At 55.5% G+C, this 22,394-nt stretch carries 19 protein-coding genes; 6 read left to right on the top strand and 13 right to left on the bottom strand.

The features are described from left to right. Positions 1–241 precede the first annotated feature (241 nt). Entirely contained in the window at positions 242–1,366 is a 1,125-nt protein-coding gene (gene zapE, locus BM373_RS20750; protein WP_090465943.1) for a cell division protein ZapE, read from the bottom strand. 193 nt (positions 1,367–1,559) lie between these two features. Here zapE and zapG point away from each other — a divergent pair, with 193 nt between their 5' ends. From zapG to degS, 3 genes are all read left to right on the top strand, one after another. Then, complete coding sequence (zapG, locus tag BM373_RS20745) at positions 1,560–1,958, top strand: Z-ring associated protein ZapG (protein WP_090465940.1); 399 nt, start codon at positions 1,560–1,562, stop codon at positions 1,956–1,958. Positions 1,959–2,127: 169 nt separating this feature from the next. After that, entirely contained in the window at positions 2,128–3,495 is a 1,368-nt protein-coding gene (gene degQ / locus BM373_RS20740) for a serine endoprotease DegQ (RefSeq protein WP_090465937.1), read from the top strand. A gap of 87 nt (positions 3,496–3,582) precedes the next feature. Then, the gene (degS, locus tag BM373_RS20735) at positions 3,583–4,650 is read left to right on the top strand and encodes an outer membrane-stress sensor serine endopeptidase DegS (protein WP_090465935.1); all 1,068 of its coding nucleotides are present in this window, start codon (positions 3,583–3,585) and stop codon (positions 4,648–4,650) included. Positions 4,651–4,704: 54 nt separating this feature from the next. On the opposite strand, the gene mdh is transcribed toward degS, so the two are convergent. Beyond that, the gene (gene mdh / locus BM373_RS20730) at positions 4,705–5,643 is read right to left on the bottom strand and encodes a malate dehydrogenase (RefSeq protein WP_090465931.1); all 939 of its coding nucleotides are present in this window, start codon (positions 5,641–5,643) and stop codon (positions 4,705–4,707) included. A 422-nt stretch (positions 5,644–6,065) separates the two neighbouring features. Between mdh and argR the strand changes: the two genes are divergently transcribed. After that, positions 6,066–6,536, top strand: coding sequence for a transcriptional regulator ArgR (argR, locus tag BM373_RS20720; protein ID WP_090465929.1), 471 nt, complete (start codon positions 6,066–6,068; stop codon positions 6,534–6,536). Between the two features lie 378 nt (positions 6,537–6,914). Next, positions 6,915–7,178, top strand: a complete 264-nt coding sequence (gene yhcN / locus BM373_RS20715) for a peroxide/acid stress response protein YhcN (RefSeq protein WP_090465927.1) — start codon at positions 6,915–6,917, stop codon at positions 7,176–7,178. 57 nt (positions 7,179–7,235) lie between these two features. Here yhcN and BM373_RS20710 read toward each other — a convergent pair whose 3' ends face one another. The 5 genes from BM373_RS20710 to aaeX all read right to left on the bottom strand — a co-directional run bounded on the left by BM373_RS20710 (position 7,236) and on the right by aaeX (position 12,194). Continuing rightward, on the bottom strand, positions 7,236–7,508 hold the full coding sequence (locus BM373_RS20710) for a barstar family protein (protein WP_090465924.1): 273 nt from the start codon (positions 7,506–7,508) through the stop codon (positions 7,236–7,238). Between the two features lie 33 nt (positions 7,509–7,541). Beyond that, complete coding sequence (locus tag BM373_RS20705) at positions 7,542–8,996, bottom strand: NAD-dependent succinate-semialdehyde dehydrogenase (protein ID WP_090465921.1); 1,455 nt, start codon at positions 8,994–8,996, stop codon at positions 7,542–7,544. Between the two features lie 81 nt (positions 8,997–9,077). Continuing rightward, entirely contained in the window at positions 9,078–11,045 is a 1,968-nt protein-coding gene (gene aaeB, locus BM373_RS20700; protein WP_090465919.1) for a p-hydroxybenzoic acid efflux pump subunit AaeB, read from the bottom strand. A 5-nt stretch (positions 11,046–11,050) separates the two neighbouring features. Continuing rightward, positions 11,051–11,983 carry a p-hydroxybenzoic acid efflux pump subunit AaeA gene (gene aaeA / locus BM373_RS20695; RefSeq protein WP_090465916.1) on the bottom strand — a complete coding sequence of 311 codons (933 nt, stop codon included), beginning with the start codon at positions 11,981–11,983 and terminating at the stop codon, positions 11,051–11,053. 7 nt (positions 11,984–11,990) lie between these two features. Continuing rightward, entirely contained in the window at positions 11,991–12,194 is a 204-nt protein-coding gene (aaeX, locus tag BM373_RS20690; RefSeq protein ID WP_090465913.1) for a p-hydroxybenzoic acid efflux pump operon protein AaeX, read from the bottom strand. Positions 12,195–12,373: 179 nt separating this feature from the next. Between aaeX and aaeR the strand changes: the two genes are divergently transcribed. Then, on the top strand, positions 12,374–13,303 hold the full coding sequence (gene aaeR, locus BM373_RS20685; protein WP_090465910.1) for an HTH-type transcriptional activator AaeR: 930 nt from the start codon (positions 12,374–12,376) through the stop codon (positions 13,301–13,303). 123 nt (positions 13,304–13,426) lie between these two features. Here aaeR and tldD read toward each other — a convergent pair whose 3' ends face one another. The 6 genes from tldD to mreC all read right to left on the bottom strand — a co-directional run bounded on the left by tldD (position 13,427) and on the right by mreC (position 22,382). Then, the gene (gene tldD, locus BM373_RS20680; RefSeq protein ID WP_090465907.1) at positions 13,427–14,875 is read right to left on the bottom strand and encodes a metalloprotease TldD; all 1,449 of its coding nucleotides are present in this window, start codon (positions 14,873–14,875) and stop codon (positions 13,427–13,429) included. 114 nt (positions 14,876–14,989) lie between these two features. Then, positions 14,990–18,790 (bottom strand): AsmA2 domain-containing protein YhdP, encoded by a 3,801-nt coding sequence (yhdP, locus tag BM373_RS20675; RefSeq protein ID WP_090465904.1) that lies wholly within the window; start codon positions 18,788–18,790, stop codon positions 14,990–14,992. A gap of 46 nt (positions 18,791–18,836) precedes the next feature. Next, positions 18,837–20,306: a ribonuclease G gene (gene rng / locus BM373_RS20670; RefSeq protein WP_090465902.1), complete on the bottom strand. Its 1,470-nt coding sequence runs from the start codon at positions 20,304–20,306 to the stop codon at positions 18,837–18,839. Further along, positions 20,296–20,889 (bottom strand): Maf family protein, encoded by a 594-nt coding sequence (locus tag BM373_RS20665; RefSeq protein WP_090465899.1) that lies wholly within the window; start codon positions 20,887–20,889, stop codon positions 20,296–20,298. Before BM373_RS20665 ends, rng begins: the two co-directional genes overlap by 11 nt. 9 nt (positions 20,890–20,898) lie before the next feature. Next, on the bottom strand, positions 20,899–21,387 hold the full coding sequence (gene mreD, locus BM373_RS20660) for a rod shape-determining protein MreD (RefSeq protein WP_090465896.1): 489 nt from the start codon (positions 21,385–21,387) through the stop codon (positions 20,899–20,901). Further along, complete coding sequence (gene mreC / locus BM373_RS20655) at positions 21,387–22,382, bottom strand: rod shape-determining protein MreC (protein ID WP_090465893.1); 996 nt, start codon at positions 22,380–22,382, stop codon at positions 21,387–21,389. The genes mreD and mreC overlap by 1 nt, the downstream gene beginning before the upstream one ends. Between the last annotated feature and the right edge of the window lie 12 nt (positions 22,383–22,394).

Below are 22,394 nucleotides of genomic sequence, written 5' to 3'. Positions count from 1 at the left end.
CGACATTGTCCAGCAAACCTACCCCTTCGAATAGCCTATGCCGGCACATAGAAAGTTTTGGGAAAAAAACCTTCTCGTAACGTGGGGTCGCAAGATTATAGAGAAGTCGGGGCTAAAGATCGACCCCTTTATGTGATTAGCATAATAGTTTTCCCCTCACCCCGACCCTCTCCCGTGGGGAGAGGGGGAAAAGGCACGAGCGGTTCCCTCTCCCTGGGGAGAGGGTTAGGGTGAGGGGGCGTTACGCCAGATGCTCGCGCTTCAAATACTCCTCGCTTTGCATCTCCTGCAAACGCGACAGGCAGCGCTGGAACTCAAACTTCAGCCGCTCGCCTTTGTAAATCTCATGCAGCGGGGTCTGCGCGCTGATCACCAGCTTCACGTGGCGCTCATAGAACTCATCGACCAGGGCGATAAAGCGCCGCGCCTCGCTCTCCATCAGCGGCGTCATGACTGGCACGTCGAACAGCATCACCGTGTGGAACAGTTTTGACAGCGCAATATAGTCATGCTGACTGCGCGCATCGACGCACAGGGTGGTAAAGGAGACGGCCAGCGTCTGGTTCTCGACACCCAGTGTCGGCAGCGGACGGTGATTAATCTCAAGCTCAGGCTGATTTTCCCGCGTGGTGCCCGCCAGCGCCTGCCAGAGTTTTTCCATTTTCTGCGCGGTTTCATCGTTAAGCGGTGAGAGCCACAAATGCGCCTGCGTCAGGGTACGCAGGCGGTAATCCACGCCCGCATCCACGTTCATCACATCGCAATAGTGCTTAATGGCATCGATAGCCGGAAGAAAGCGCGCGCGTTGCAGCCCGTTGCGATACAGCTCGTCAGGCGGAATGTTGGAGGTCGCCACCAGCGTAATGCCGCGCGAAAACAGCGCTTTCATCAGGCCGCCGAGCAGCATCGCATCGGTAATGTCAGAAACAAAAAATTCGTCAAAGCACAGCACGTCGGTTTCCGCTTTAAAACGGTCGGCGATAATCTCCAGCGGATCGCTCTGCCCCTGCAGCGCGGTCAGCTCTTCATGGACGCGCAACATAAAGCGATGGAAGTGCAAACGCTGTTTCCGCGTTCCCGGCAGGCTTTGATAGAAGAGATCCATCAGCCAGGTTTTCCCGCGCCCCACGCCGCCCCACATATATAAGCCGCGCACGGGCGTCACCGCAGACTCTTCTTTTTTACCCAGAAACTGGCCCAGCTTCGCCATCAAACCACCGCGTGATGCGGAAGCGGGCCGGGTTTGCGTCAATTCCTGATAAATCGCATCCAGTCGGGTAACGGCTTCGCGCTGGACGTCATCCGGCTGGTGGCTGCCCGCGTCAAGGGCGTGCTGATAGCGCGACAGAGGGGTAGAGCTTTGCATGATGTCGTTGTTATTCCTTGAAAATCGGTATGCCGCAGGTCACGATTGGTGAAAAAAAGGCCGTTCTACACTACGTGATGCCGCGCCAGGATTCCACTTATACGGAATTAGCGGTTATAGTGGCATAATCAGGTACAGGCAAGGAGCCTCACCGCCAACACCCTACGGAACCACAAGACAACGGGAGATGTTCATGACCTGGGAATATGCGCTAATTGGTTTAGTCGTCGGCATCGTTATTGGTGCTGTAGCCATGCGTTTTGGTAATCGCAAATTACGCCAGCAACAGGCTTTGCAGTACGAGCTGGAAAAAAACAAAGCAGAACTGGAAGAGTATCGTGAAGAGTTAGTCAGCCATTTTGCCCGTAGCGCTGAACTGCTCGATAACATGGCAGATGATTATCGTCAGCTTTATCAGCATATGGCGACCAGCTCCACACAGTTGCTGCCAGAGATGTCAGCCGAGATGAATCCGTTCCGCAACCGCCTGGCTGAATCCGAAGCGGGCAACGATCAGGCACCGGTGCAGATGCCGCGTGACTATTCTGAAGGTGCTTCTGGCCTGCTTCGCGGCGCGTCAAAACGCAAATAATTGCCTCTTCGTCATAATTTTTACGGGCGTACCGGTTACGCCCGCCTCTTCTTATTTATCCCAGCTATTATTTAGTCAATATCCTCATTGTTACCCGGTTAAAAATTCAATAACATCAAATTGTTTTGGGCCATTTTTCCTACACTTCAGGTTACGAGAGCCAGCATCAATGAAGAAACAAACCCAGTTGTTGAGTGCGTTAGCGTTAGGTGTCGGGTTATCTCTCTCGGCACCCTTTCAGGCAACTGCGGCCCTGCCGTCGCAGGTTCCGGGCCAGGCGGCCATTCCCAGTCTCGCACCCGTGCTGGAAAAAGTTCTTCCTGCTGTCGTGAGCGTGCAGGTTGAAGGCACCGCCGTACAGGGGCAGAAAGTGCCTGAAGAGCTCAAAAAATATTTCGGTGAGGAGTTGCCTGAACAGCAGGCGCAGCCCTTTGAAGGCCTCGGCTCAGGCGTCATTATCGACGCCGCCAAAGGTTACGTCCTCACCAACAATCATGTGATTAACCAGGCGCAGAAAATCAACGTCCAGCTCAATGATGGTCGTGAGTTTGAAGCCAAACTGATTGGCGGCGACGATCAGAGCGATATCGCCCTTCTGCAATTGCAGAACCCCTCCAACCTGACACAAATCGCCGTGGCTGATTCCGATACATTGCGCGTTGGCGATTTCGCCATTGCCGTGGGCAACCCGTTTGGCCTCGGGCAAACCGCCACCTCGGGGATTGTTTCCGCCCTCGGACGCAGCGGGCTGAACCTGGAAGGACTGGAAAACTTTATCCAGACTGACGCCTCGATTAACCGGGGTAATTCCGGTGGCGCGCTGCTTAACCTGAAAGGTGAGTTGATCGGTATTAACACCGCGATCCTCGCTCCCGGCGGTGGCAGCGTTGGTATCGGGTTTGCGATCCCCAGCAATATGGCGCAAACACTGGCAAAACAGTTAATTCAGTTCGGTGAAATTAAACGCGGTCTGCTTGGGATTAAAGGCATGGAGATGAGCGCAGATATCGCCAAAGCCTTTAACCTGAACGTGCAGCGCGGGGCGTTCGTCAGCGAAGTGTTGCCGAACTCTGGCTCAGCAAAAGCCGGGATTAAATCGGGCGACGTGGTGGTCAGCCTGAACGGTAAACCGCTCAACAGCTTTGCTGAGTTGCGCTCGCGGATTGCCACCACCGAGCCGGGCACAAAAGTGAAACTTGGCCTGTTGCGCGACGGTAAACCGCTGGACGTAGAAGTCACGCTGGATAAAAGCACCTCGTCGTCCGCCAGCGCGGAAATCATCTCCCCTGCGTTGCAGGGCGCATCGCTCAGCGACGGGCAGTTGAAAGACGGAACCAAAGGCATCGTGCTGGATGAGGTGGAAAAAGGCAGCGCCGCTGCCCAGGCCGGTCTGCATAAAGAGGATGTGATCATTGGCATCAACCGCGAGCGCGTGCAGTCGATTGCGGAGATGCGCAAAGTGCTGGAGGCGAAACCGGGCATCATTGCACTGCATGTGATGCGCGGGAATGACTCGCTGTATCTGTTATTGCGTTAACGGTTACCATCCGGACATCATCACCGCGTGTGATGTCCGGATAACTCATGCTATGCTGCCCCTTCTCTTTTTAATGACGCCTGCATCATGCTTGTGAAGCTTCTACGCTCAGTTGCAATCGGTTTAATTGTTGGTGGCCTGCTTCTGGCTGCCATGCCTTCTTTACGTCAATTCAGCCCCCTGTCAGCGCCCCAGTTTGATAGCGCTGATGAAACGCCGGTTAGCTATAACCAGGCCGTGCGCCGCGCTGCGCCCGCGGTGGTCAACGTCTATAACCGCAGTATGAGCACCTCATCGAATAACCAGCTTGAGATCCGCACGCTGGGTTCCGGGGTGATTATGGACGAGCGTGGTTACATCATTACCAATAAACATGTGATCAACGATGCCGACCAGATTATCGTGGCGTTGCAGGATGGTCGCGTGTTTGAAGCGCTGCTGGTGGGGTCGGATGCCTTAACCGATCTGGCAGTGCTGAAAGTCAACGCCACCGGCGGTTTGCCGGTTATTCCCATTAACCGCAAACGGATGCCGCATATCGGCGACGTGGTGATGGCGATCGGTAACCCGTATAACCTCGGGCAGACCATTACCCAGGGGATCATCAGCGCCACTGGTCGCATCGGCCTGAACCCTTCAGGCCGGCAGAACTTCCTGCAAACCGATGCTTCTATCAACCATGGTAACTCCGGCGGGGCGCTGGTTAACTCGCTTGGCGAGCTGATGGGGATCAACACCCTCTCCTTCGATAAGAGTAACGATGGGGAAACGCCGGAAGGCATTGGTTTCGCGATTCCATTCCAGTTAGCAACCAAAATCATGGATAAGCTGATCCGTGATGGTCGGGTGATCCGTGGCTACATCGGGATCGGTGGTCGGGAAATCGCGCCTCTGCACACGCAGGGTGGCGGCATCGATCAAATTCAGGGCATCGTGGTCAATGAAGTCGCCCCGGATGGCCCGGCAGCCCGCGCGGGCATTCAGGTCAATGACGTGATCGTCTCGGTGAACGGTAAACCGGCTATATCTGCGCTGGAAACCATGGACCAGGTGGCGGAGATCCGTCCGGGCTCAGAAATTCCGGTCGAAGTGATGCGGGAAGATAAAAAGCTGTCGCTGAAAGTGACCATTCAGGAATACCCGGCCACCAACTAGCAGGCATAAAAAAGCCGGAAACGCATGTTCCGGCTTTATTAACTGGCGCTCAGATTATTTGTTCACAAACTCTTCGCCAAGCTGAATATCTTTACGCAGCGTATCCAGCATCCCTTCCATCGCCTGTTGCTCAAACGCACTCAGCGTGCCGATAGACTGACGCTCTTCCACGCCGTTTTTGCCCAGCAGCAGCGGCTGAGAGAAGAAGCGCGCATGTTCGCCGTCGCCTTCCACATAGGCACATTCCACAATGCCTTTCTCGCCTGACAGCGCACGAACCAGCGACAAACCGAAGCGCGCCGCCGCCTGCCCCATGGACAGGGTTGCGGAACCGCCACCGGCTTTCGCTTCTACTACTTCGGTACCGGCGTTCTGAATACGTTTGGTCAGGTCAGCCACTTCCTGTTCGGAGAAGCTCACGCCCTGAATCTGCGACAGCAGCGGCAGAATGGTCACGCCAGAGTGACCGCCAATAACCGGCACTTCAATATCGGTCGGCTGCTTGCCTTTCAGCTCAGCAACAAACGTGTTGGAGCGGATAATGTCGAGCGTGGTCACGCCAAACAGTTTGTTCTTATCGTAAACACCGGCTTTTTTCAGCACTTCGGCCGCAATGGCTACCGTGGTGTTAACCGGGTTGGTGATGATGCCAATACAGGCTTTAGGGCAGGTTTTCGCGACCTGGCTGACCAGATTTTTGACGATCCCGGCGTTGACGTTAAACAGATCGGAACGATCCATGCCGGGCTTACGGGCCACACCCGCGGAAATCAGCACCACGTCAGCGCCTTCAAGCGCAGGCGTCGCATCTTCGCCGGAAAAACCTTTGATGTTCACAGCAGTAGGGATATGGCTCAGATCAACGGCCACGCCAGGCGTTACCGGGGCGATATCATACAGCGAGAGTTCTGAACCTGAGGGCAATTGGGTCTTGAGAAGAAGGGCTAGCGCCTGGCCAATACCGCCTGCCGCGCCGAGGACTGCAACTTTCATCCTAAACTCCTTATTATGGTGAGGTAAAGATACTGAGACTCCGTTGCTGGCGACCTTAAAACATCAGTGAAGCGTAGCAATTCTCATGACAAAAGAATGCGGCTTAGCACACTTTTAGCATAATTCACTTCCTGTTGCCCTTTGAGGCGCGATGGTCATCTTTTATCATATACAGCAACTTAGGGACTGGCGCTTACAATACACCCTGTAAAGCCATCAAAACAACATCATTTTGATAACATTTAATTTACTTTTAACCTAATTATAGACACGTGACGCAGGCATGTTTATCGATAACGGATTTTGATAAAATTGCCCCCTTTCATCACATTATTTCAGCCTTTAACATGGCAGATCATTTGCATAAAAATTCATATATATGCATAATAATGTCGTTCAATTCGCCATTTCATGGGTGACTTATGCGAAGTTCAGCAAAACAAGAAGAATTAGTGAAGGCGTTTAAAGCCCTTCTCAAAGAAGAAAAATTTAGCTCTCAGGGCGAAATTGTTCTGGCATTGCAGGAGCAAGGGTTTGATAACATTAATCAATCCAAAGTCTCCCGCATGCTGACAAAATTTGGCGCAGTGCGCACACGCAATGCCAAAATGGAGATGGTCTACTGCCTGCCTGCAGAGCTTGGCGTCCCGACCACCTCCAGCCCGTTGAAAAATCTGGTGCTGGATATCGATTTCAACGATGCCGTGGTGGTAATTCACACCAGTCCTGGTGCGGCGCAGTTGATTGCACGTCTGCTGGATTCCCTGGGGAAATCAGAAGGTATTCTGGGAACCATCGCCGGTGACGATACTATTTTCACCACGCCTGCTAACGGCTTTACCGTTAAAGAACTGTATGAAGCTATCCTCGTGCTCTTCGAGCAGGAGCTGTAAGTTCTCTTCCCCCTCAGTCGATGAGGGGGAATCTTCTCCTTTTCACCCTCTTTCCCCCGATTATCCACCGGTAATTCTTTAACACTCCGTGCGATTTACGGCGTTTAACCATTCACCCAGTGAATATCACCAGTCAAAACCGCACAAAAAATCAAATTCACCTAATCCTTTGATTTATCTGCCTATAAACTAAAAATGTTACGCTTGAATGACCGTTTTTATGCATTTATGTAATAAGAGAGGGGAGTTTTTGTAACAGAGTGGCGATTGATATCATTAGCATGGTATTAATTAATCGCGTGATTAGTGTATACTTGATTTTGTGATGGCGGTCACGAAACAGGACCCCTAATAAAAGAATTCGACGAGGTAGATATCATGAAAATCAAAACCACTGTAGCAACTCTGAGCATCCTTTCCGTTCTGTCCTTTGGTGCATTTGCAGCCGACTCTATTGGTGCCGATCAGGCGCAAGGCCGTCAGGCTATCGGTACCGTTTCTGTTGGTGGCGTAAGCACTTCTCCAATGGATATGCGTTCCGCGCTGGATAAAAAAGCGCAACAAGAAGGCGCATCGTCTTACCGCATTATCGAAGCCCGTACCGGTGACAACTGGCACGCGACTGCAGAACTCTACAAATAATCCCTCGTCGTAGTCGTCCTACGACTTGCCCCTGCCATGCAGGGGCTTTTTTATATCTTAATGCCGGACATTAAAGCGCAGCATCCCTTCCAGCTCTTCCTCTGCTTCATCAAACAACAGAATGAGCGCGCCAAAACGCCGTCGCTGTTTCTCCGTCAGGTGAACAAACTCAATTTCCAGCGGTAGCGGCAGCGTCTCCCCCGTAACGACCTCCCAGAGCGAATCCAGATCGTTCACCGTAGCCCGCTCAATACCAAAAGCGATGGCAAATTCCCGATAGAAATCAGTCTGTTCTTCTATTTCGTCAAAATCAAAGGTGTAGATATTCATTGCCAGCCACCCAGCCTGAAGCGCCCATTATGTTTATAACCCGCCAAGGTGCAGGGTTTTCACTTCCAGATACTCTTCCAGCCCCAGAACAGATCCTTCGCGGCCCAGTCCCGACTCTTTCACCCCGCCAAACGGCCCCAGTTCGGTCGATACGGCGCATTCGTTAATGCCTATCATGCCGCTTTCGATGGCCTGCGAGACACGAAACACGCGCGCTAAATTCTGCGTATAGAAATAGGCGGCGAGGCCGAACGGCGTATCGTTGGCGCGTTTGATCACCTCATCTTCCGAGGTAAAGCGGAAACAGGCGGCAACCGGGCCAAACGTCTCTTCCTGCGCCAGCTTCATGCCGTCGCTACAGTCGCCAAGCACCGTGGGCTCCCAGAAGTTTCCACCCAGCGAATGCGCTTTACCGCCTGCCAGCACGGTTGCGCCTTTCGCCACGGCGTCTTCCACATGCTCCCGCACTTTATCGACGGCCGCCTTTTCGATTAATGGCCCGACAATCACGCCCTCGTCCATGCCGTTGCCCACTTTGAGCGCTTTTACTGCGCTGGCGAGCTTATTCACGAAGGTGTCGTAAATGGATTCATGAATATAAAAACGGTTAACGCTGACGCATACCTGCCCGGCGTTACGGAATTTGTTGGCGACCGCACCCTGCACCGCCGCGTCGATATCCGCATCATCAAACACGATATAAGGCGCGTTGCCGCCCAGTTCCATGGAAACTTTTTTCATGGTTTCTGCGGCGTTACGCACCAGCGTTTTGCCCACCGCCGTCGAGCCGGTAAAGGAGATTTTACGCACCGCGTGGCTGGCCATAATCGCGTCGCTGATTTCGTGGGTATTCCCGGCCACCGCGTTCAGTACGCCGTCCGGCACACCCGCTTTTTTGGCGAGCTGCACTAAGGCAAACGCACTGAGCGGCGTGTTGTTCGCCGGTTTAATGACGCCGGTACAGCCTGCGGCCAGCGCCGGGCCGAGTTTGCGGGTGAGCATCGCCATCGGGAAGTTCCACGGCGTAATGGCGGCCACCACACCCACCGGTTCACGGGTGGCGAGGATGCGCGATCCCGGTTTGGCGGGCACGATAATCTCGCCGTTGGCGCGTTTGGCTTCTTCCGCAAACCATTGAATAAAGCTGGCGGCGTAATCCACTTCGCCTTCGGCTTCTTTCAGCGGCTTGCCCTGCTCGGCGGTCATCAACTGACCAAGCCAGGTTTTATTTTCAATAATCAGTTCATACCAGCGATAGAGGATCGTGGAGCGTTCTTTCGCGGTTTTGGCACGCCAGGCGGGGAAAGCACGGCTGGCGGCAGCAATGGCGTCTTCGGTTTCTTTGGTACCGGCTTTCGCGACTTTTGCGATAACCTCGCCCGTCGCCGGGTTGGTGACATCAAAGGTGGTTTCCAGCGTTTTCCATACGCCATCAACAAAGTAACCGGTCTGAAAAAGTGCGTTATCCTGCAATGCCTGCGTTGCCATATGTCCTCCTGATCTTAGGGTTAGATCGACTGAGATAAGTATAGCTACAAAAAAACCGACGCTTTTGGCGTCGGCTTTATCTCAACTGTCGGTCAGCGCATGCTGGTATTTATGCAGCATCCCCACCAGCCGCTTCACCGGCTGCGTCACCTGATCAGAGGCATCCCAGATGCGCAGTTTCTCCTGATAGACATCGAGTTCTTCGAGCAACTGCGTGAAATAACGTCGCCGTTTATCGTCGCTGGACGCGGAGATCACATGATCGGCCGTGCGCCGCAACTGACGATGGAAAGCGGAGAGATCGTCATTCACCGGCACGGGCGCGTCGCGCAGGCGCTGGTGCGCGATGATAAGCGTCAGCGCAAGGCGAAACTTCGCCACGTCGCCCGGGAATTTGGTCAGCAATAAAAACAACTGCTGGTAGAGCGCAGGCAGGTGATTCTCTTTACGCCGGGCGCTGTTGGTAGTCATCGCCGAAACCGCAGCGGAAACGAACTGGTTTAACAGCGTCCGTCCGGTTCGCGCCCGCGAGTTATCGCGCACCACCACAATCACCGTTAAGGCCAGTAAACAGCCGACAATCTGCCCCAGCGCGCTGTCGAGAAAGCGGCTGAACTCAAAGGTCATCGGGTTATCCAGCACAATAATGTTGATGGTACTGGCCAGCGCCCCCAGCGAGCCGAGACGCCGTTTTTGCACCTCAATGCCAATAAAGAACGCCATCACCGCAAGGCTGATGCACAGCAATAACATGCTTTGCTGGGTGGCAGGGATCACCACCAGGAAATAGAACGCGCCAAGCGGCAGCGCGGCCAGGGTGCCGTAGACAAAATCAATCGCCACCATTTTCGGATTGGGCAGGCGCATCGCCAGTGCCGTCACCACCGCGATCATCACCATCGCCCCGTTGCCCGACGTCCAGCCCGTCCACAGCCAGAACAGCGTGCCGAGAATACAGGAGATCGTGGTGCGCCAGAAGTTAACCATCGCATGATGACGCTCCGCCGATTCAACTTTTACCACCGCCTCGCCGCGCAGCACGTCCTCTTCTGTGGCGCTGATTTTGGTATTGCTGATGACGCCGCGCTTGAGCAGCAGGTAACGCGTCGCCGCGCCCACCCAACTGGAGAGCGTCACGGGCGTATCACGTTCGCCCGTCCAGGCCATCACCCGGCGCATTCTTTTAAGCTGTTTATGCACGTCCTGCACGGTTTCGACCGGCGGTTCAAACAGCTCACGGAAGGTGTCGGTGATCAATTCCGGGCGGGAGTTTTGAATCAGATACGTCTCGCAGGCCTGGGTGATCAGCGTCAGTGACAGCGTGTTAAGCGCCTTCAGGCGGCGATTAGCCCGCGCCCAGCGCGAGGACTCCATGTTCAGGTTACTGCGCATCCCTTCCAGCGCCGTAGTACGACGCACCAGTGCGCCCCAGGCGTTGTCCACTTCTTCACTGCTGCCATGCTTAATGCAGAGCTGCATTAACTGGTATTGCGCCACCAGCAGGCTGTCCAGCTCGCGGTCAATCTCGCGCTTGATGGAACGCGGGGAAAACAGCAGATCGGCGACGATGGCACAGACAATCCCAAGGACAATTTCGCTACAGCGCTCCACGGCAAACTGCGGCGTTAGCAAAGGTTCGGTCTGGATGGTGATGACGATGATCAGCGCCGTATACCCGGCCAGTCCCCACGCATAAGAGTTTTCAACGCGTACCAGCGAGGAAACCCAGGTGCAGAACCCGGCCCAGATACAACAGACGATCAGCATTAACAGCGGTGCGCGGATCATCAGAATGATGATGGTGAGCGCGGCGATACAGCCGATAAAGGTGCCGACGATACGCAGCATCCCACGATAGCGGATCGCCCCCGACCAGGGCTCACCGCCAGCGGCAAACGCAGGACCTGCGGCGACCAGCGCCGCCGTCAGCACCGCCCAGCGCGGGGTTTCAAGCTGGAAATGAAAGCCAACAAACAGCGCAAGAACGATCGCGCACGCCAGTTTAACGGCAAAACGCACATGCTGAGTGGCGATAGTAAAAATGCCCATTACGCTTAACCAAACTCACGCAGGCGGTGGGCCAGCTTGCGGAAGAAGGAGTCCTGGCTTTCGTCGCGATCTTTCTCGCCGGTGATCACGACCGTGGCCGTGGTGCCCGCAGGCCACAGATTGCCCTGCTGATTATCCAGATGAATACGCACCGGCACGCGCTGCGCCAGTCGCACCCACTCCAGATTGGAATCAATCGTCGCCATGCCTTTGCCGTCAACGCTGCTGCTGGCATTGGTGACGCCCGCCGCCACGCTGTCCACCGTGCCCTTTAAGACCCGGTTACTGCCAAGCGGGGTGATTTCTGCCCGGAAGCCCGCGCGAACGCCTTCGAGCTTGGTTTCTTCCATATAGGCCAGCACGTAGAAGGAATCCTTTTTCACCAGCGCAACCGCCGTCGATCCCCGGGTAATAAACTCGCCGGTATAGACGTTAAGGTTGGTGACCCATCCCGCTGCCGGTGCGCGGATGATGGTACGTTCCAGATCGAGCTTAGCCAGATCCAGTGTCGCCTGCGCTTTCGCCAGTTGATGTAACACGGTTTGCAGCACGTTGTTGGCCTGGTCGATCTCTTCACGGGACATCGCCTGAATGCCTAACTTGTTACGACGTCCGGCTTCACGGCGCTTTTCGTTGGCCAGCGCCTGATAATAGGCCACGTCAGCTTCGGCTTCTTCTACGGCCTTCTGGTAGCGCGGCCTGTCGATGGTGAACAGCACCTGGTTTTTTTGCACCAGCTGGTTATCGTGCACATTTACATCAGTGATAAGCCCGGCGACATCCGGCGCGATGGCGACCACATCGGCGCTAAAGCGCGCATCGCGCGTCCACGGCGACTCGGTGTAATAGACCCATGCGCGAAAAATGGCGATAAAGGCCAGTAGCACCAGCACCAGGGTGATGGCCGTGCGGGAGATATTTCTTGTTAGCGTTTTCACATCAACCTCAAACAAACAGGCGCGACAGTAAATAAAATAAGCAGCAATAAAGCGCCGTATTAAACAATGCCGGATGCCAGACGAAGTCGTAAATCCCGGTGGGGACCAGCAGGCGGCGCACCAGCCAGAAAACGGCCAGCGATAAAAGTAATTCAAAGAATATCGGTGGGAACGATAAACCGAACACCACGATCACAGGAAACAGACTCATGTTGACCTTGTCAGAGCGGGTACAGGTGGTAATGCTTTATTCACGTCACCGCAGTAATAGGGGCCAGAAAGACCAGGCAGGAGTGACGTATCTCTTATTCAGCTAACAGTATATTAACGTAACTGTTATACTGTTATCTATATAATGTGATCTAAATCACTTTTAAGCCAGAGTGAACAATGGAACGATTAAAACGCATGTCGGTGTTCGCCCGCGTGGTCGAACTCGGCTCTTTTACCGCTGCCGCCCGCCAGTTACAAATGAGCGTTTCATCCATCAGCCAGACCGTATCAAAACTGGAAGATGAGCTTCAGGTGAAACTGCTTAACCGCAGCACACGCAGTCTGGGGCTGACCGAAGCCGGTAAAATTTACTATCAGGGCTGCCGGCGAATGCTGCATGAAGTGCAGGATGTGCACGAGCAGCTTTACGCCTTTAACAACACGCCTATCGGTACGCTGCGCATCGGCTGTTCTTCAACCATGGCACAAAATGTCCTCGCCAACATGACCGCGCAGATGCTCAAAGACTACCCCGGTCTGACGGTGAATCTGGTCACCGGCATCCCCGCGCCCGATCTGATTGCAGACGGGCTGGACGTGGTGATCCGCGTCGGCGCATTGCAGGATTCGAGCCTCTTTTCCCGGCGACTCGGCACGATGCCAATGGTGGTGTGCGCGGCAAAAAGCTATCTGGCGCAGTACGGTATCCCGGAAAAACCCACCGATCTGGCAAACCATTCATGGCTTGAGTATAGCGTGCGCCCGGACAATGAATTCGAGTTGATCGCGCCCGAGGGATTATCCACCCGGCTGATCCCGCAGGGGCGTTTTGTCACGAACGATCCGATGACGTTAACACGCTGGCTGAGCGCCGGAGCAGGTGTGGCTTACGTGCCGTTGATGTGGGTGATCGAGGAGATCAATCGCGGCACGCTGGAGATCTTATTCCCGCGCTACCAGTCGGATCCGCGCCCGGTGTATGCGCTATATACCGAAAAGGACAAGCTGCCGCTGAAAGTGCAGGTGTGTATTAATTATCTGACGGATTATTTTGTTGAGGTGGCGAGTCTGTTTCAGGAGATGCGCGGTCGGGCGAAGGAGAAGTGAGGCTGGTTGAGGATTACCCCCTCACCCTAACCCTCTCCCTGAGGGAGAGGGGACAGATCGAGCACGGACTTGCCCTTCCCCCTCTCCCTCAGGGAGAGGGCCGGGGTGAGGGTCACTAAAAACCTACGCCGTACCACCCACCGTCAAATTATCCACTTTCAGCGTTGGCTGGCCGACGCCAACCGGCAGGCTCTGGCCTTCTTTGCCACACACGCCCACGCCGCTGTCGAGTTTGAGATCGTTACCCACCATCGAAATCTGCTGCATCGCTTCAATCCCGGAACCGATCAGCGTCGCGCCTTTCACCGGGGTCGTCACTTTGCCGTTCTCGATTAAGTAAGCTTCTGAAGTAGAGAACACAAATTTACCGGAGGTGATATCCACCTGGCCGCCGCCAAAGTTCGGCGCGAAAATGCCGTACTCAACGGATTCAATGATCTCCTGCGGGGTGGATTTCCCGGCGAGCATATAGGTGTTGGTCATACGCGGCATCGGCATATGCGCGTAGGATTCTCGGCGGCCGTTACCGGTCGGCGCAACACCCATCAGGCGCGCATTGAGCTTGTCCTGCATATAGCCTTTCAGCACGCCGTTTTCGATAAGCGTATTGTACTGACCCGGCGTGCCTTCATCGTCAATCGCCACGGAACCACGGCGGTTGCTCATGGTGCCGTCATCCACCACGGTGCAGAGTTCAGAGGCGACCAGTTGGCCCATCTGTCCGCTGAATACCGAGGTGCCGCGACGGTTAAAGTCCCCTTCCAGGCCGTGACCCACCGCTTCATGCAGCAGTACGCCCGGCCAGCCTGCACCTAATACGACAGGAAGCGTCCCGGCAGGTGCCGCAACCGCATGGAGATTGACCAGCGCCATACGCACCGCTTCTTTCGCCCAGGCGTCAGCGCGCACGTCGCCGTCAACATCGGCGAGGAACCACTCATAGCCGAAACGACCGCCGCCGCCGCTGGAGCCACGCTCGCGCTTACCTTCATCTTCCACCTGCACACTCACCGACAAACGCACCAGCGGGCGCACATCGGCGGCCAGCGTTCCGTCAGTTGCTGCCACCAGAATCAGTTCGTACACACCACTCAGGCTGGCAGTCACTTCCTGCACGCGCTTGTCGGCCGCACGTGCGGCGCTGTTTACGCGACGCAGGATGTCGAGCTTCTCTTCACGGCTCATGCTTTGCAGCGGATCGACCGTGGTATACAGCGAGCTGTACTCCACCGCGCCAAGGGTTTTCACCTTGCCATCTCCCGCATCACGCACGATGGTACGCGCGGCCTGCGCGCTCTGTTCTAATGCCAGCAGGCTGATTTGATCCGCGTAGGCAAATCCGGTTTTCTCACCGCTGACTGCCCGCACGCCAACGCCCTGGTCAATGTGCCAGGAGCCGTCTTTAATAATGTTGTCTTCTAAAATCCAGGATTCGTGGTAGCTCGACTGAAAATAGAGATCGCCATAGTCAACCCGGCGCTCTGCCAGTTGACCAAGAATGGAAAACAGATCCTGATGATTCAGGCCATTCGCTGTTAGCAATTGTTCACTAACCAGATTCAAACTCGTCATTTTGCTACTCTTCGGTTGCCGCCAGATTAGCGGTAGAAATCTTATCTATTGAGAGTGAGGCAATTGTTCGCCCCCGTCAAATCATTGCGGAGCCTCTTACGGCTCCGCGTCTGCTTATTTGGCGTTTTCAGTGCGCGGCTTACGCAGCACTTCGTTGACCTGCGGCTTATCCATCGGCCCGGTAATGCGGTAGCGCAGAATGGAGACTTTATTCCACAGCGGCCCCAACACTTTGCTGGCGGCAAACACCGCCGCACCGACAATCGGGTTGACAGCAAACGCCGCGGCCACCCCAACCGTGGCGGAAATTTCCGGGGCGACGACCGCTTCAACATCGAGTTCGCGGCGCACCAGATTTACCGATCCTTTCATGGCGATATCTGCTTCGAGGCCATCCACCAGCGTATCGTCGGTATGCAGCACACCATCTTTAATCCACGCCGTACTTTTGATGGAGTCGAAATAGAACCCTTCGCTGAAGGTATCGCTGAAGTCAAAACGCAGCTTGCGCAGCAGGGCATCCACGCTCAACAAGCGCAGCAGTTGCCCGGCGCGACCGGTACTGACATCGATAATTTCGCCTTTACCCAGCCGGGTGTGCAAAATGCCGTTCAGCGTGGCTTCATCCGGGTCCCACGGCGGGTTGCGCCAGTGCAGATCGTAATCCAGATTCAGCGGAGCATCGCGTACCGGGGTTGAGACGCCAAAGAAATTCATCGCCGAATCAATTTTTTCGGCGTTGATTTTACCTTTCAGCGAGGTGCGTTCCGCCCCCGTCCGGTTGACCCATTCCCCACTGGCGGTCAGGCGGGCAAATCCGCTATCCAGCAGGCCGTTGCTCAGGCTCAGCGTATCGCCGTTAATGGCAAAATCGCCATCAATGCGCCCATATTTTTGCCCCCAGAACCAGCACTCTGCACAGCGGAGTTGCAGATCCGGCCAGCCGGTGAAATCAATCGCCCGCTTGCCGGTGAGCAGCGACGTGGGTGACAGCGGATCGCTTTCCTGTGCCGCCGCCGGGTTGTAATAGAGATAGCGGATCGCCGCCTGCCACGGGGCGTTATCGCGCATCGTCAGCGTGCCGTTTACTTCGCGTCCCTGGGCTTCAATTTTTGAACCGCCCGCAACCGACTGCGAAACGATGCTGAGATTGTTCCACTGCTGGCCGCCAAGCGTCAGGGCTGGCGTACGCAGGGTCACGTTTTTCGGGAATTCAGTACTGTTGCTGACGTTATTCGCCACGCCTTTCTGGAACAGCGCCAGCCATTGCGCGCCGTCCATCGGCGGCAGGTTAAGTTCCACGCCAGCCGTGTCAGGCAATGGCGGGAGAGTACGGCTTTCTGACGCCCAGATCGCCCGATCCAGCGTGAGCTTATTATTCAGCAACCAGCGGCTGTTAAAGTGGTTTTCGCTCCCCGCCTTGCCGGTCAGAGTGAAATTACGCAGGTTCCCGTCAACGTTGATTTTTACGGGTAGCGACTTGCCCGCCGGTTTATCCAGCGGCGACGGCAGACGGCTGGCGATGTTTTTGAGATCGCCATTAACATCGACGTTGTAGCGCGCGCTGCCGTTGTAAGGCAGTTCGATACCCACTTTACCGTTCCACGCCACGCTGCCGCTGATTGACTGGCTTAACGCTTCCGGCAGCACATCAATGCGTGCGGGCTGCCAGTTACCGTTCAGATTGATCGCGACGCCGTAGGCTTTATCGCCCTCGGTGGTGGAGAAGTCGAGATTAAGCGGCTGATTAAACCAGCTTGCGGTTAATGGCTCGCTCGACAGATTACCGTTCACAAAGCTGAACTGGCCGCTCAGGTTGCGCACCGTGGTATTCAGCGGCTTAATAAAGAGGCTGTTGTTATGCAGCCGGACGTCGCCTTCCGCCGTCGTCATCTGCCCGTCCAGCGGGATATTAAGATGTAAGCGAGCATTCACATCGCCATCAAGCTGGAGCTCCTCTAACGCCGCGCCAAGAGAATCGTTTAATGGCGTGTCGTTGAAGTACGGTCCCACCGCTTTTCCCGGCCCGTTAATGTCGGCGTCAATCAACAGTGTTTCTTTCAGATAATCGGGGATGACCGCCGACAGGTTGCGGCCTTTGACGCCGCCAAGATTCACCTCGTCGGTCTTCATCCACAGGCCATCGTTGATGAAGTCGAGTTCAATATCGAGATTTTTTAGCGCAGGCCAGTCAGGCTGGAAAGCAAAGGTGGCGTTGCGCAGCGGCACCAGCACTTCAAACTGGCCTTCGTTGTGCTTATAAGGGAACAGATGCGGGTTGCCGCCATACACCAGTGTGGCGTTATCTACCTGACCGCCCTGAATCGCGCCGCTTAAATAATCGACCAGCGCTTTACCCATCAGATTTTCCGGGAAATAGCGCCACGCCTGCCCGGCGTCGCTGGTGCTGATCCCGGCGAGAATGCCCAGCCAGGGTTCGTCGCCGACCGGTTGCAGGTAACGGAAATCGCCGCGCGCCCGCACGCCCGTGGCCTTAACGTCTATCTGGCGGCCATCAAGCTGGAAGCCTTTGTCGTTTTTCAGCCAGTTCAGCGTGGCGACGCCGTCTTCGATTTCCAGCGGCGCACGAAACACGGTTTTATAGTCCATTTTCGCCTGCGCGATATGGGTGGTTAGCCTGCCGTTTTCCATACTCCCGGAGAGCGTCCCGGAAAGGTTTTGCACGCCAGGCAGAAGTTCCCATTGCTGCCAGGCGATGTTGTCCCAGTTCGCCTGAAAGCGGGTTTTTTCCGTCGCCTGAAGCGGAATATCCAGCGCCAGTTTATCCACTTCACCGGAAGGCTGCATGATGCGCCAGACTTCACCCAGTGACGGCGAGATCTTTTCTGCGATGGGCAGTAATCCGTCGAGGCCGTCCAGCGCCAGATGGCTGGCACGCACGCGCAGTTCGTCGCTGCGAATGCCGTTCGCTCCGCCCGCTTCCTGCGCCGGAACCCATGCCAGCGACAGCGCGCCATCCGGCCAGGGTTTTTTATCCATGGTGATGCGTGTTTCAGGGATATCAAACTGCCAGCCCTGCTGCTGACGCGTAATGTGTGCCGTCAGGTTATCCACCGAAAGCTGGTGAGTCTGGTTATCGCCCTTCCAGCTTGCGCCGCCCTTTTTCAGCCAGACATCGCCGCCCGACACTTCGCCTCTATTCAGCGTCACCCAGCCCTCAAGACTGAAGCGGGCGCTTTCCAGCGCGACGTTATCCTGCATCCATTTACCCAGCCAGGGTTTCACGTCAATGTCGTCAGCCTGAAGCCACAGCCGTCCGTTATTGAGTAAGCCGTTGTCGTCGCGCAGATCCATCCGCACTTTCATCACGCCATGCTGGCCGGTAAGGCTGGAAAGGTTAAGTTCGCCCTCGGCGCGGTGCCGATCTTTACCGTTAAGCCAGGTGAGTTGCGGGATCGCCAGCTCCGCGCGCTGCCCGGATAACGTCAGAAAACTGATATGGCTGTCACGCAGATCGAAATGATCGAACTGGCGAAGGAAGAGATCGCTCAGGCGGTTAGTTTCAACGCCCTCGCTATCACCGCCCTGAAGCAGGGGCGTATTGGTGTTTGCCTGAAGCTGATAGAAGGTGAGATCGCGGAACTGCCAGCGCAGATGCAGCAGGCTTTGCCAGACATCCAGCGCCAGCGTCAGCCGTTTAACGGAGAGTTCGCCGCCATCGCTAAGGCCGGCTTTAATATCACGCACATCAAGCGTCGGGCCGAAGTTTTCCCAGCGGGCGCTGATGTGGCTGGCCGCAACCGGCATACCGGTCGCCGATTCGATTTTCGCCAGCAATGCCGGACGCCAGGTGTCGAGATGCGGCAGGATCAGACGCAGCCCGCTTACCGCCAGCGCAATAATGACAATCAATGTCGCGCCAGTGAGCAACAATATTCCCGGCAGTCGCCTCACGCATCTCTCCTTGTCAGCCCCAAAAACAGGCCTTGATCGTGTCGAATTACATCATTACCACGTCGAACTGCTCCTGATTATAGAGCGGTTCAATTTGCACCTTAACCTGTTTGCCGACAAAGATTTCGACTTCTGCCAGGGCGTGTGACTCGTCGCTTTTCAGTGTTTCCGCCACCGCCGGGGAAGCATAGACCAGGAAGCGATCGGAGTCGTAGGCATGATGTACGCGCACAATCTCACGCATGATTTCGTAGCAGACGGTTTCAACCGTTTTTACCGTGCCGCGTCCATGGCAGGTGGGGCATTCGTTGCATAACACATGCTCAACGCTTTCGCGCGTGCGTTTGCGGGTCATCTCCACAAGACCCAGCTGTGAGAAACCGTTGATGCTGGTTTTCACACGATCTTTACTGAGCGCCTGCTCCAGTGAATGCAGCACGCGGCGGCGGTGGTCTTCATTACTCATGTCGATGAAATCGATAATAATGATCCCGCCCAGATTGCGCAGCCTGAGCTGGCGGGCAATCGCCTGCGTCGCTTCGATGTTGGTATTAAAGATGGTGTCATCAAGATTGCGGTGGCCGACGAACGCCCCGGTGTTGATGTCTACGGTGGTCATGGCTTCGGTCTGATCGATGATCAGATAGCCGCCCGATTTCAGCTCTACCTTGCGTTCCAGCGCTCGCTGAATCTCGTTTTCGACGTCAAAGAGATCGAAAATCGGCTGGCGACCGCTGTAATGCTCAAGTTTGCTGGTCATTTCCGGGATGTATTCCGCGGTAAATTCCAGCAGGGCTTCGTAGGTCAGACGGGAATCGACACGGATGCGATCCAGGTGCGCGTCGGCAAAATCACGCAGCACACGCTGGGCCAGCGCCAGTTCGCCGTACATCTGGTAGCGCGTTTGCGGGCGTTTTTTGCGCTCCATCACTTTTGTCCACACGCGCTTCAGGTAAGCGGCATCGGACGCCAGATCTTCTTCGCAAACGCCTTCGGCGGCGGTGCGAATAATAAATCCGCCCTGCTCATCGCAGTATTCCGCGACAACGCGCTTTAAGCGATCGCGTTCCGTTTCGCTTTCAATGCGCTGGGAAACGCCAACGTGGGAGGCACCCGGCATAAAGACCAGGTAACGCGACGGCAGCGTGATGTCAGTGGTCAGGCGCGCGCCTTTGGTGCCGAGCGGATCTTTGACCACCTGCACCATTAAATCCTGGCCCTGGCGCACCAGCTCAGAGATATCGCGGACGGTGAAGTTTTTTTGCTCTTCGCCCGCCACACACTCGGTATGCGGCATGATGTCGGAGGCGTGAAGAAACGCGGCCTTATCCAGACCAATATCTACAAAAGCCGCCTGCATTCCGGGCAGTACTCGACTCACACGCCCTTTGTAGATATTGCCTACGATCCCACGTCGCGCTTCACGTTCAATGTGAATTTCCTGAAGGATACCCCCATCAATGTAAGCGACACGTGTTTCTGATGGCGTTACGTTAACCAGCAATTCAGCCGTCATCTTTGTCCCTTCCCTCACGCAGTGCGTTAAAATTGCCCAGCAATTCCCAGGTTTCTACCAGCGGTAAACCGACAACGGCGTGATAGCTGCCGTCAATCCGGCGGACAAAGCAGCCTCCCAGCCCCTGAATGCCGTAAGCACCCGCTTTGTCCATCGGCTCGCCACTGGCGATATATGCCGTGATCTCGTTATCCGAAAGCACTCTGAATGTCACTTCTGTAACGACCAGACAATCCAGCGTTTGCTGGCGATCTGCCAGCGCAACGGCGGTCATCACCTGATGCGTCTGCCCCGACAACTGATGAAGCATCTTAGCAGCATGGGAGCTATCCTGCGGTTTTTCCAGCACTTCGCCATTAAGAATGACGATAGTGTCTGCGCCCAGTACCGGTAAATCCTGCGCAGCCAGTGCCACGCCCGCCTGCGCCTTTTCCCGCGCCAGACGCACCACGTACTGTTGTGCGCTTTCGTAAGAAAGACGTTGTTCTTCAACACCCGGCACGATGCGCTCAAACGAGACGCCCAGTTGAGTGAGGAGTTCCTGACGACGCGGAGAGCCGGAAGCGAGATAAAGATCTGTCATAACACCCTTTTATTGCACCGCAAACTGCTGACGGATTTTGCGCATCAGCAGGAAAAGCCATGGCCACAGTACGCCGTTGACGACGCTACTCCAGAACACTTCCGGTCGGAAAGAGACGTTGATAACTAAAAACTCCGCCCAGAAGACAATGACTTCCGTGGCGAGCGATAACAACATCACCACCAGCGCCTGCTGCCAGAGCGCCAGATTGCGGAAAAGCTGGAATTTGAGTGCCACGAGGTAAGCGATAATACTCAGTGACAGGGCGCGAACACCCAGCGTTGAGCCGCTAATGAGATCCAGTATGGCACCCATTGTTAAACCCGTGCCGACATTTACGCGGTGGGGTAACGCAAGGATCCAGTACAGCAGAATCAACAGCACCCAGTTTGGCCGGTAAGCAATAATGTCATCCGGCCAGGGCATAATTTGCAGCAATAACGCAATGAGAAACGAGAGCCAGATCACCCAGCGCCCCTGGCTACGATAGCTCGCCACTATTGCCCTCCCGGTGCGGGTTCGACCGCATCGGTCAAGCCGGTGGCGGGTGCAGGGACAGGGGCTGGCGGCCCCATGGCATCTGGCGCTGGCAGTACCTGAGGCATCATTTGCATCAGACGCTCATTCGCCACCCGGTGCACATCTTCCGGCGTCATCGGGTTTGCGCCGTTACGATCGGCACCCCAGAGCAGCAGCAAATAGCGCAGGCGCTGTAAACCTGCCGTCGGGCGGGCCTGGATCACCGTGTACGCGCGCTGCGTATCAAGTTTCACTGATGAGACAACGCCGACCGGATACCCTTCCGGGAAACGCCCGCCAAGACCGGATGTCACCAGCACATCACCAACACGGATATCCGTGTTCGCAGGCAGATGCTCCAGTTGCAGGTCGTCCGTACAGCCATTACCGGCGACGATAACGCGAATATCGTTGCGTAACACCTGGATGGGCAGCGCATGGGTGGCGTCACAGATCAGCAGTACGCGGCTGGTGAGTTTAGCCACGGCCACAACCTGACCGACCACGCCTTTATCACTGATCACAGGCTGGCCTTCATAGACGCCGTTCACGCTGCCTTTATCGATGACGACCTGATCGCTGTAAGGATCGTTAACCGCAGAGATAACCTGGGTTACCATTTTTTGTTCGTCCTGGCGCAGCGGGGAACCCAGCAGCTCACGCAGACGCGCGTTCTCCTGTTTGTACTGCCCAAGCATCAGCAGTTCGCTGTTTTTCAGCAGCAGTTCCTGGCGCAATGCCCGGTTTTCAAGTTCGATTTGGTCACGCGAGGCCAGCGTTTGTGACACGCTGTCGAGTAATGCGCGCGGCCCGTTGGAGATAAAATAGAAAGGACTGACGGCAGTATCCATGTACGTTCGAATCTGACTGAACGCACCGAGGCGGCTGTCGGCGATAATGACACCAAGCGCAACCAGCACCGCCAGAATAAGGCGAATCTGTAGCGACGGGCCACGGCTAAAAATTGGCTTCATAGGCTTTGCGTA

Source organism: Enterobacter sp. kpr-6 (assembly GCF_900116015.1).
In the GTDB taxonomy this organism is placed as follows: domain Bacteria; phylum Pseudomonadota; class Gammaproteobacteria; order Enterobacterales; family Enterobacteriaceae; genus Enterobacter_D.
The sequence above is the reverse complement of the archived record's forward strand: the minus strand, read 5'-3'. Positions and strand labels throughout refer to the sequence as shown.

Excerpts from the sequence above, each read along its gene's own strand:
- zapE (WP_090465943.1), bottom strand. The coding sequence starts at position 1,366 with ATGCAAAGCTCTACCCCTCTGTCGCGCTATCAGCACGCCCTTGACGCG.
- zapG (WP_090465940.1), top strand. The coding sequence starts at position 1,560 with ATGACCTGGGAATATGCGCTAATTGGTTTAGTCGTCGGCATCGTTATT.
- degQ (WP_090465937.1), top strand. The coding sequence starts at position 2,128 with ATGAAGAAACAAACCCAGTTGTTGAGTGCGTTAGCGTTAGGTGTCGGG.
- degS (WP_090465935.1), top strand. The coding sequence starts at position 3,583 with ATGCTTGTGAAGCTTCTACGCTCAGTTGCAATCGGTTTAATTGTTGGT.
- mdh (WP_090465931.1), bottom strand. The coding sequence starts at position 5,643 with ATGAAAGTTGCAGTCCTCGGCGCGGCAGGCGGTATTGGCCAGGCGCTA.
- argR (WP_090465929.1), top strand. The coding sequence starts at position 6,066 with ATGCGAAGTTCAGCAAAACAAGAAGAATTAGTGAAGGCGTTTAAAGCC.
- yhcN (WP_090465927.1), top strand. The coding sequence starts at position 6,915 with ATGAAAATCAAAACCACTGTAGCAACTCTGAGCATCCTTTCCGTTCTG.
- BM373_RS20710 (WP_090465924.1), bottom strand. The coding sequence starts at position 7,508 with ATGAATATCTACACCTTTGATTTTGACGAAATAGAAGAACAGACTGAT.
- BM373_RS20705 (WP_090465921.1), bottom strand. The coding sequence starts at position 8,996 with ATGGCAACGCAGGCATTGCAGGATAACGCACTTTTTCAGACCGGTTAC.
- aaeB (WP_090465919.1), bottom strand. The coding sequence starts at position 11,045 with ATGGGCATTTTTACTATCGCCACTCAGCATGTGCGTTTTGCCGTTAAA.
- aaeX (WP_090465913.1), bottom strand. The coding sequence starts at position 12,194 with ATGAGTCTGTTTCCTGTGATCGTGGTGTTCGGTTTATCGTTCCCACCG.
- aaeR (WP_090465910.1), top strand. The coding sequence starts at position 12,374 with ATGGAACGATTAAAACGCATGTCGGTGTTCGCCCGCGTGGTCGAACTC.
- tldD (WP_090465907.1), bottom strand. The coding sequence starts at position 14,875 with ATGACGAGTTTGAATCTGGTTAGTGAACAATTGCTAACAGCGAATGGC.
- rng (WP_090465902.1), bottom strand. The coding sequence starts at position 20,306 with ATGACGGCTGAATTGCTGGTTAACGTAACGCCATCAGAAACACGTGTC.
- BM373_RS20665 (WP_090465899.1), bottom strand. The coding sequence starts at position 20,889 with ATGACAGATCTTTATCTCGCTTCCGGCTCTCCGCGTCGTCAGGAACTC.
- mreC (WP_090465893.1), bottom strand. The coding sequence starts at position 22,382 with ATGAAGCCAATTTTTAGCCGTGGCCCGTCGCTACAGATTCGCCTTATT.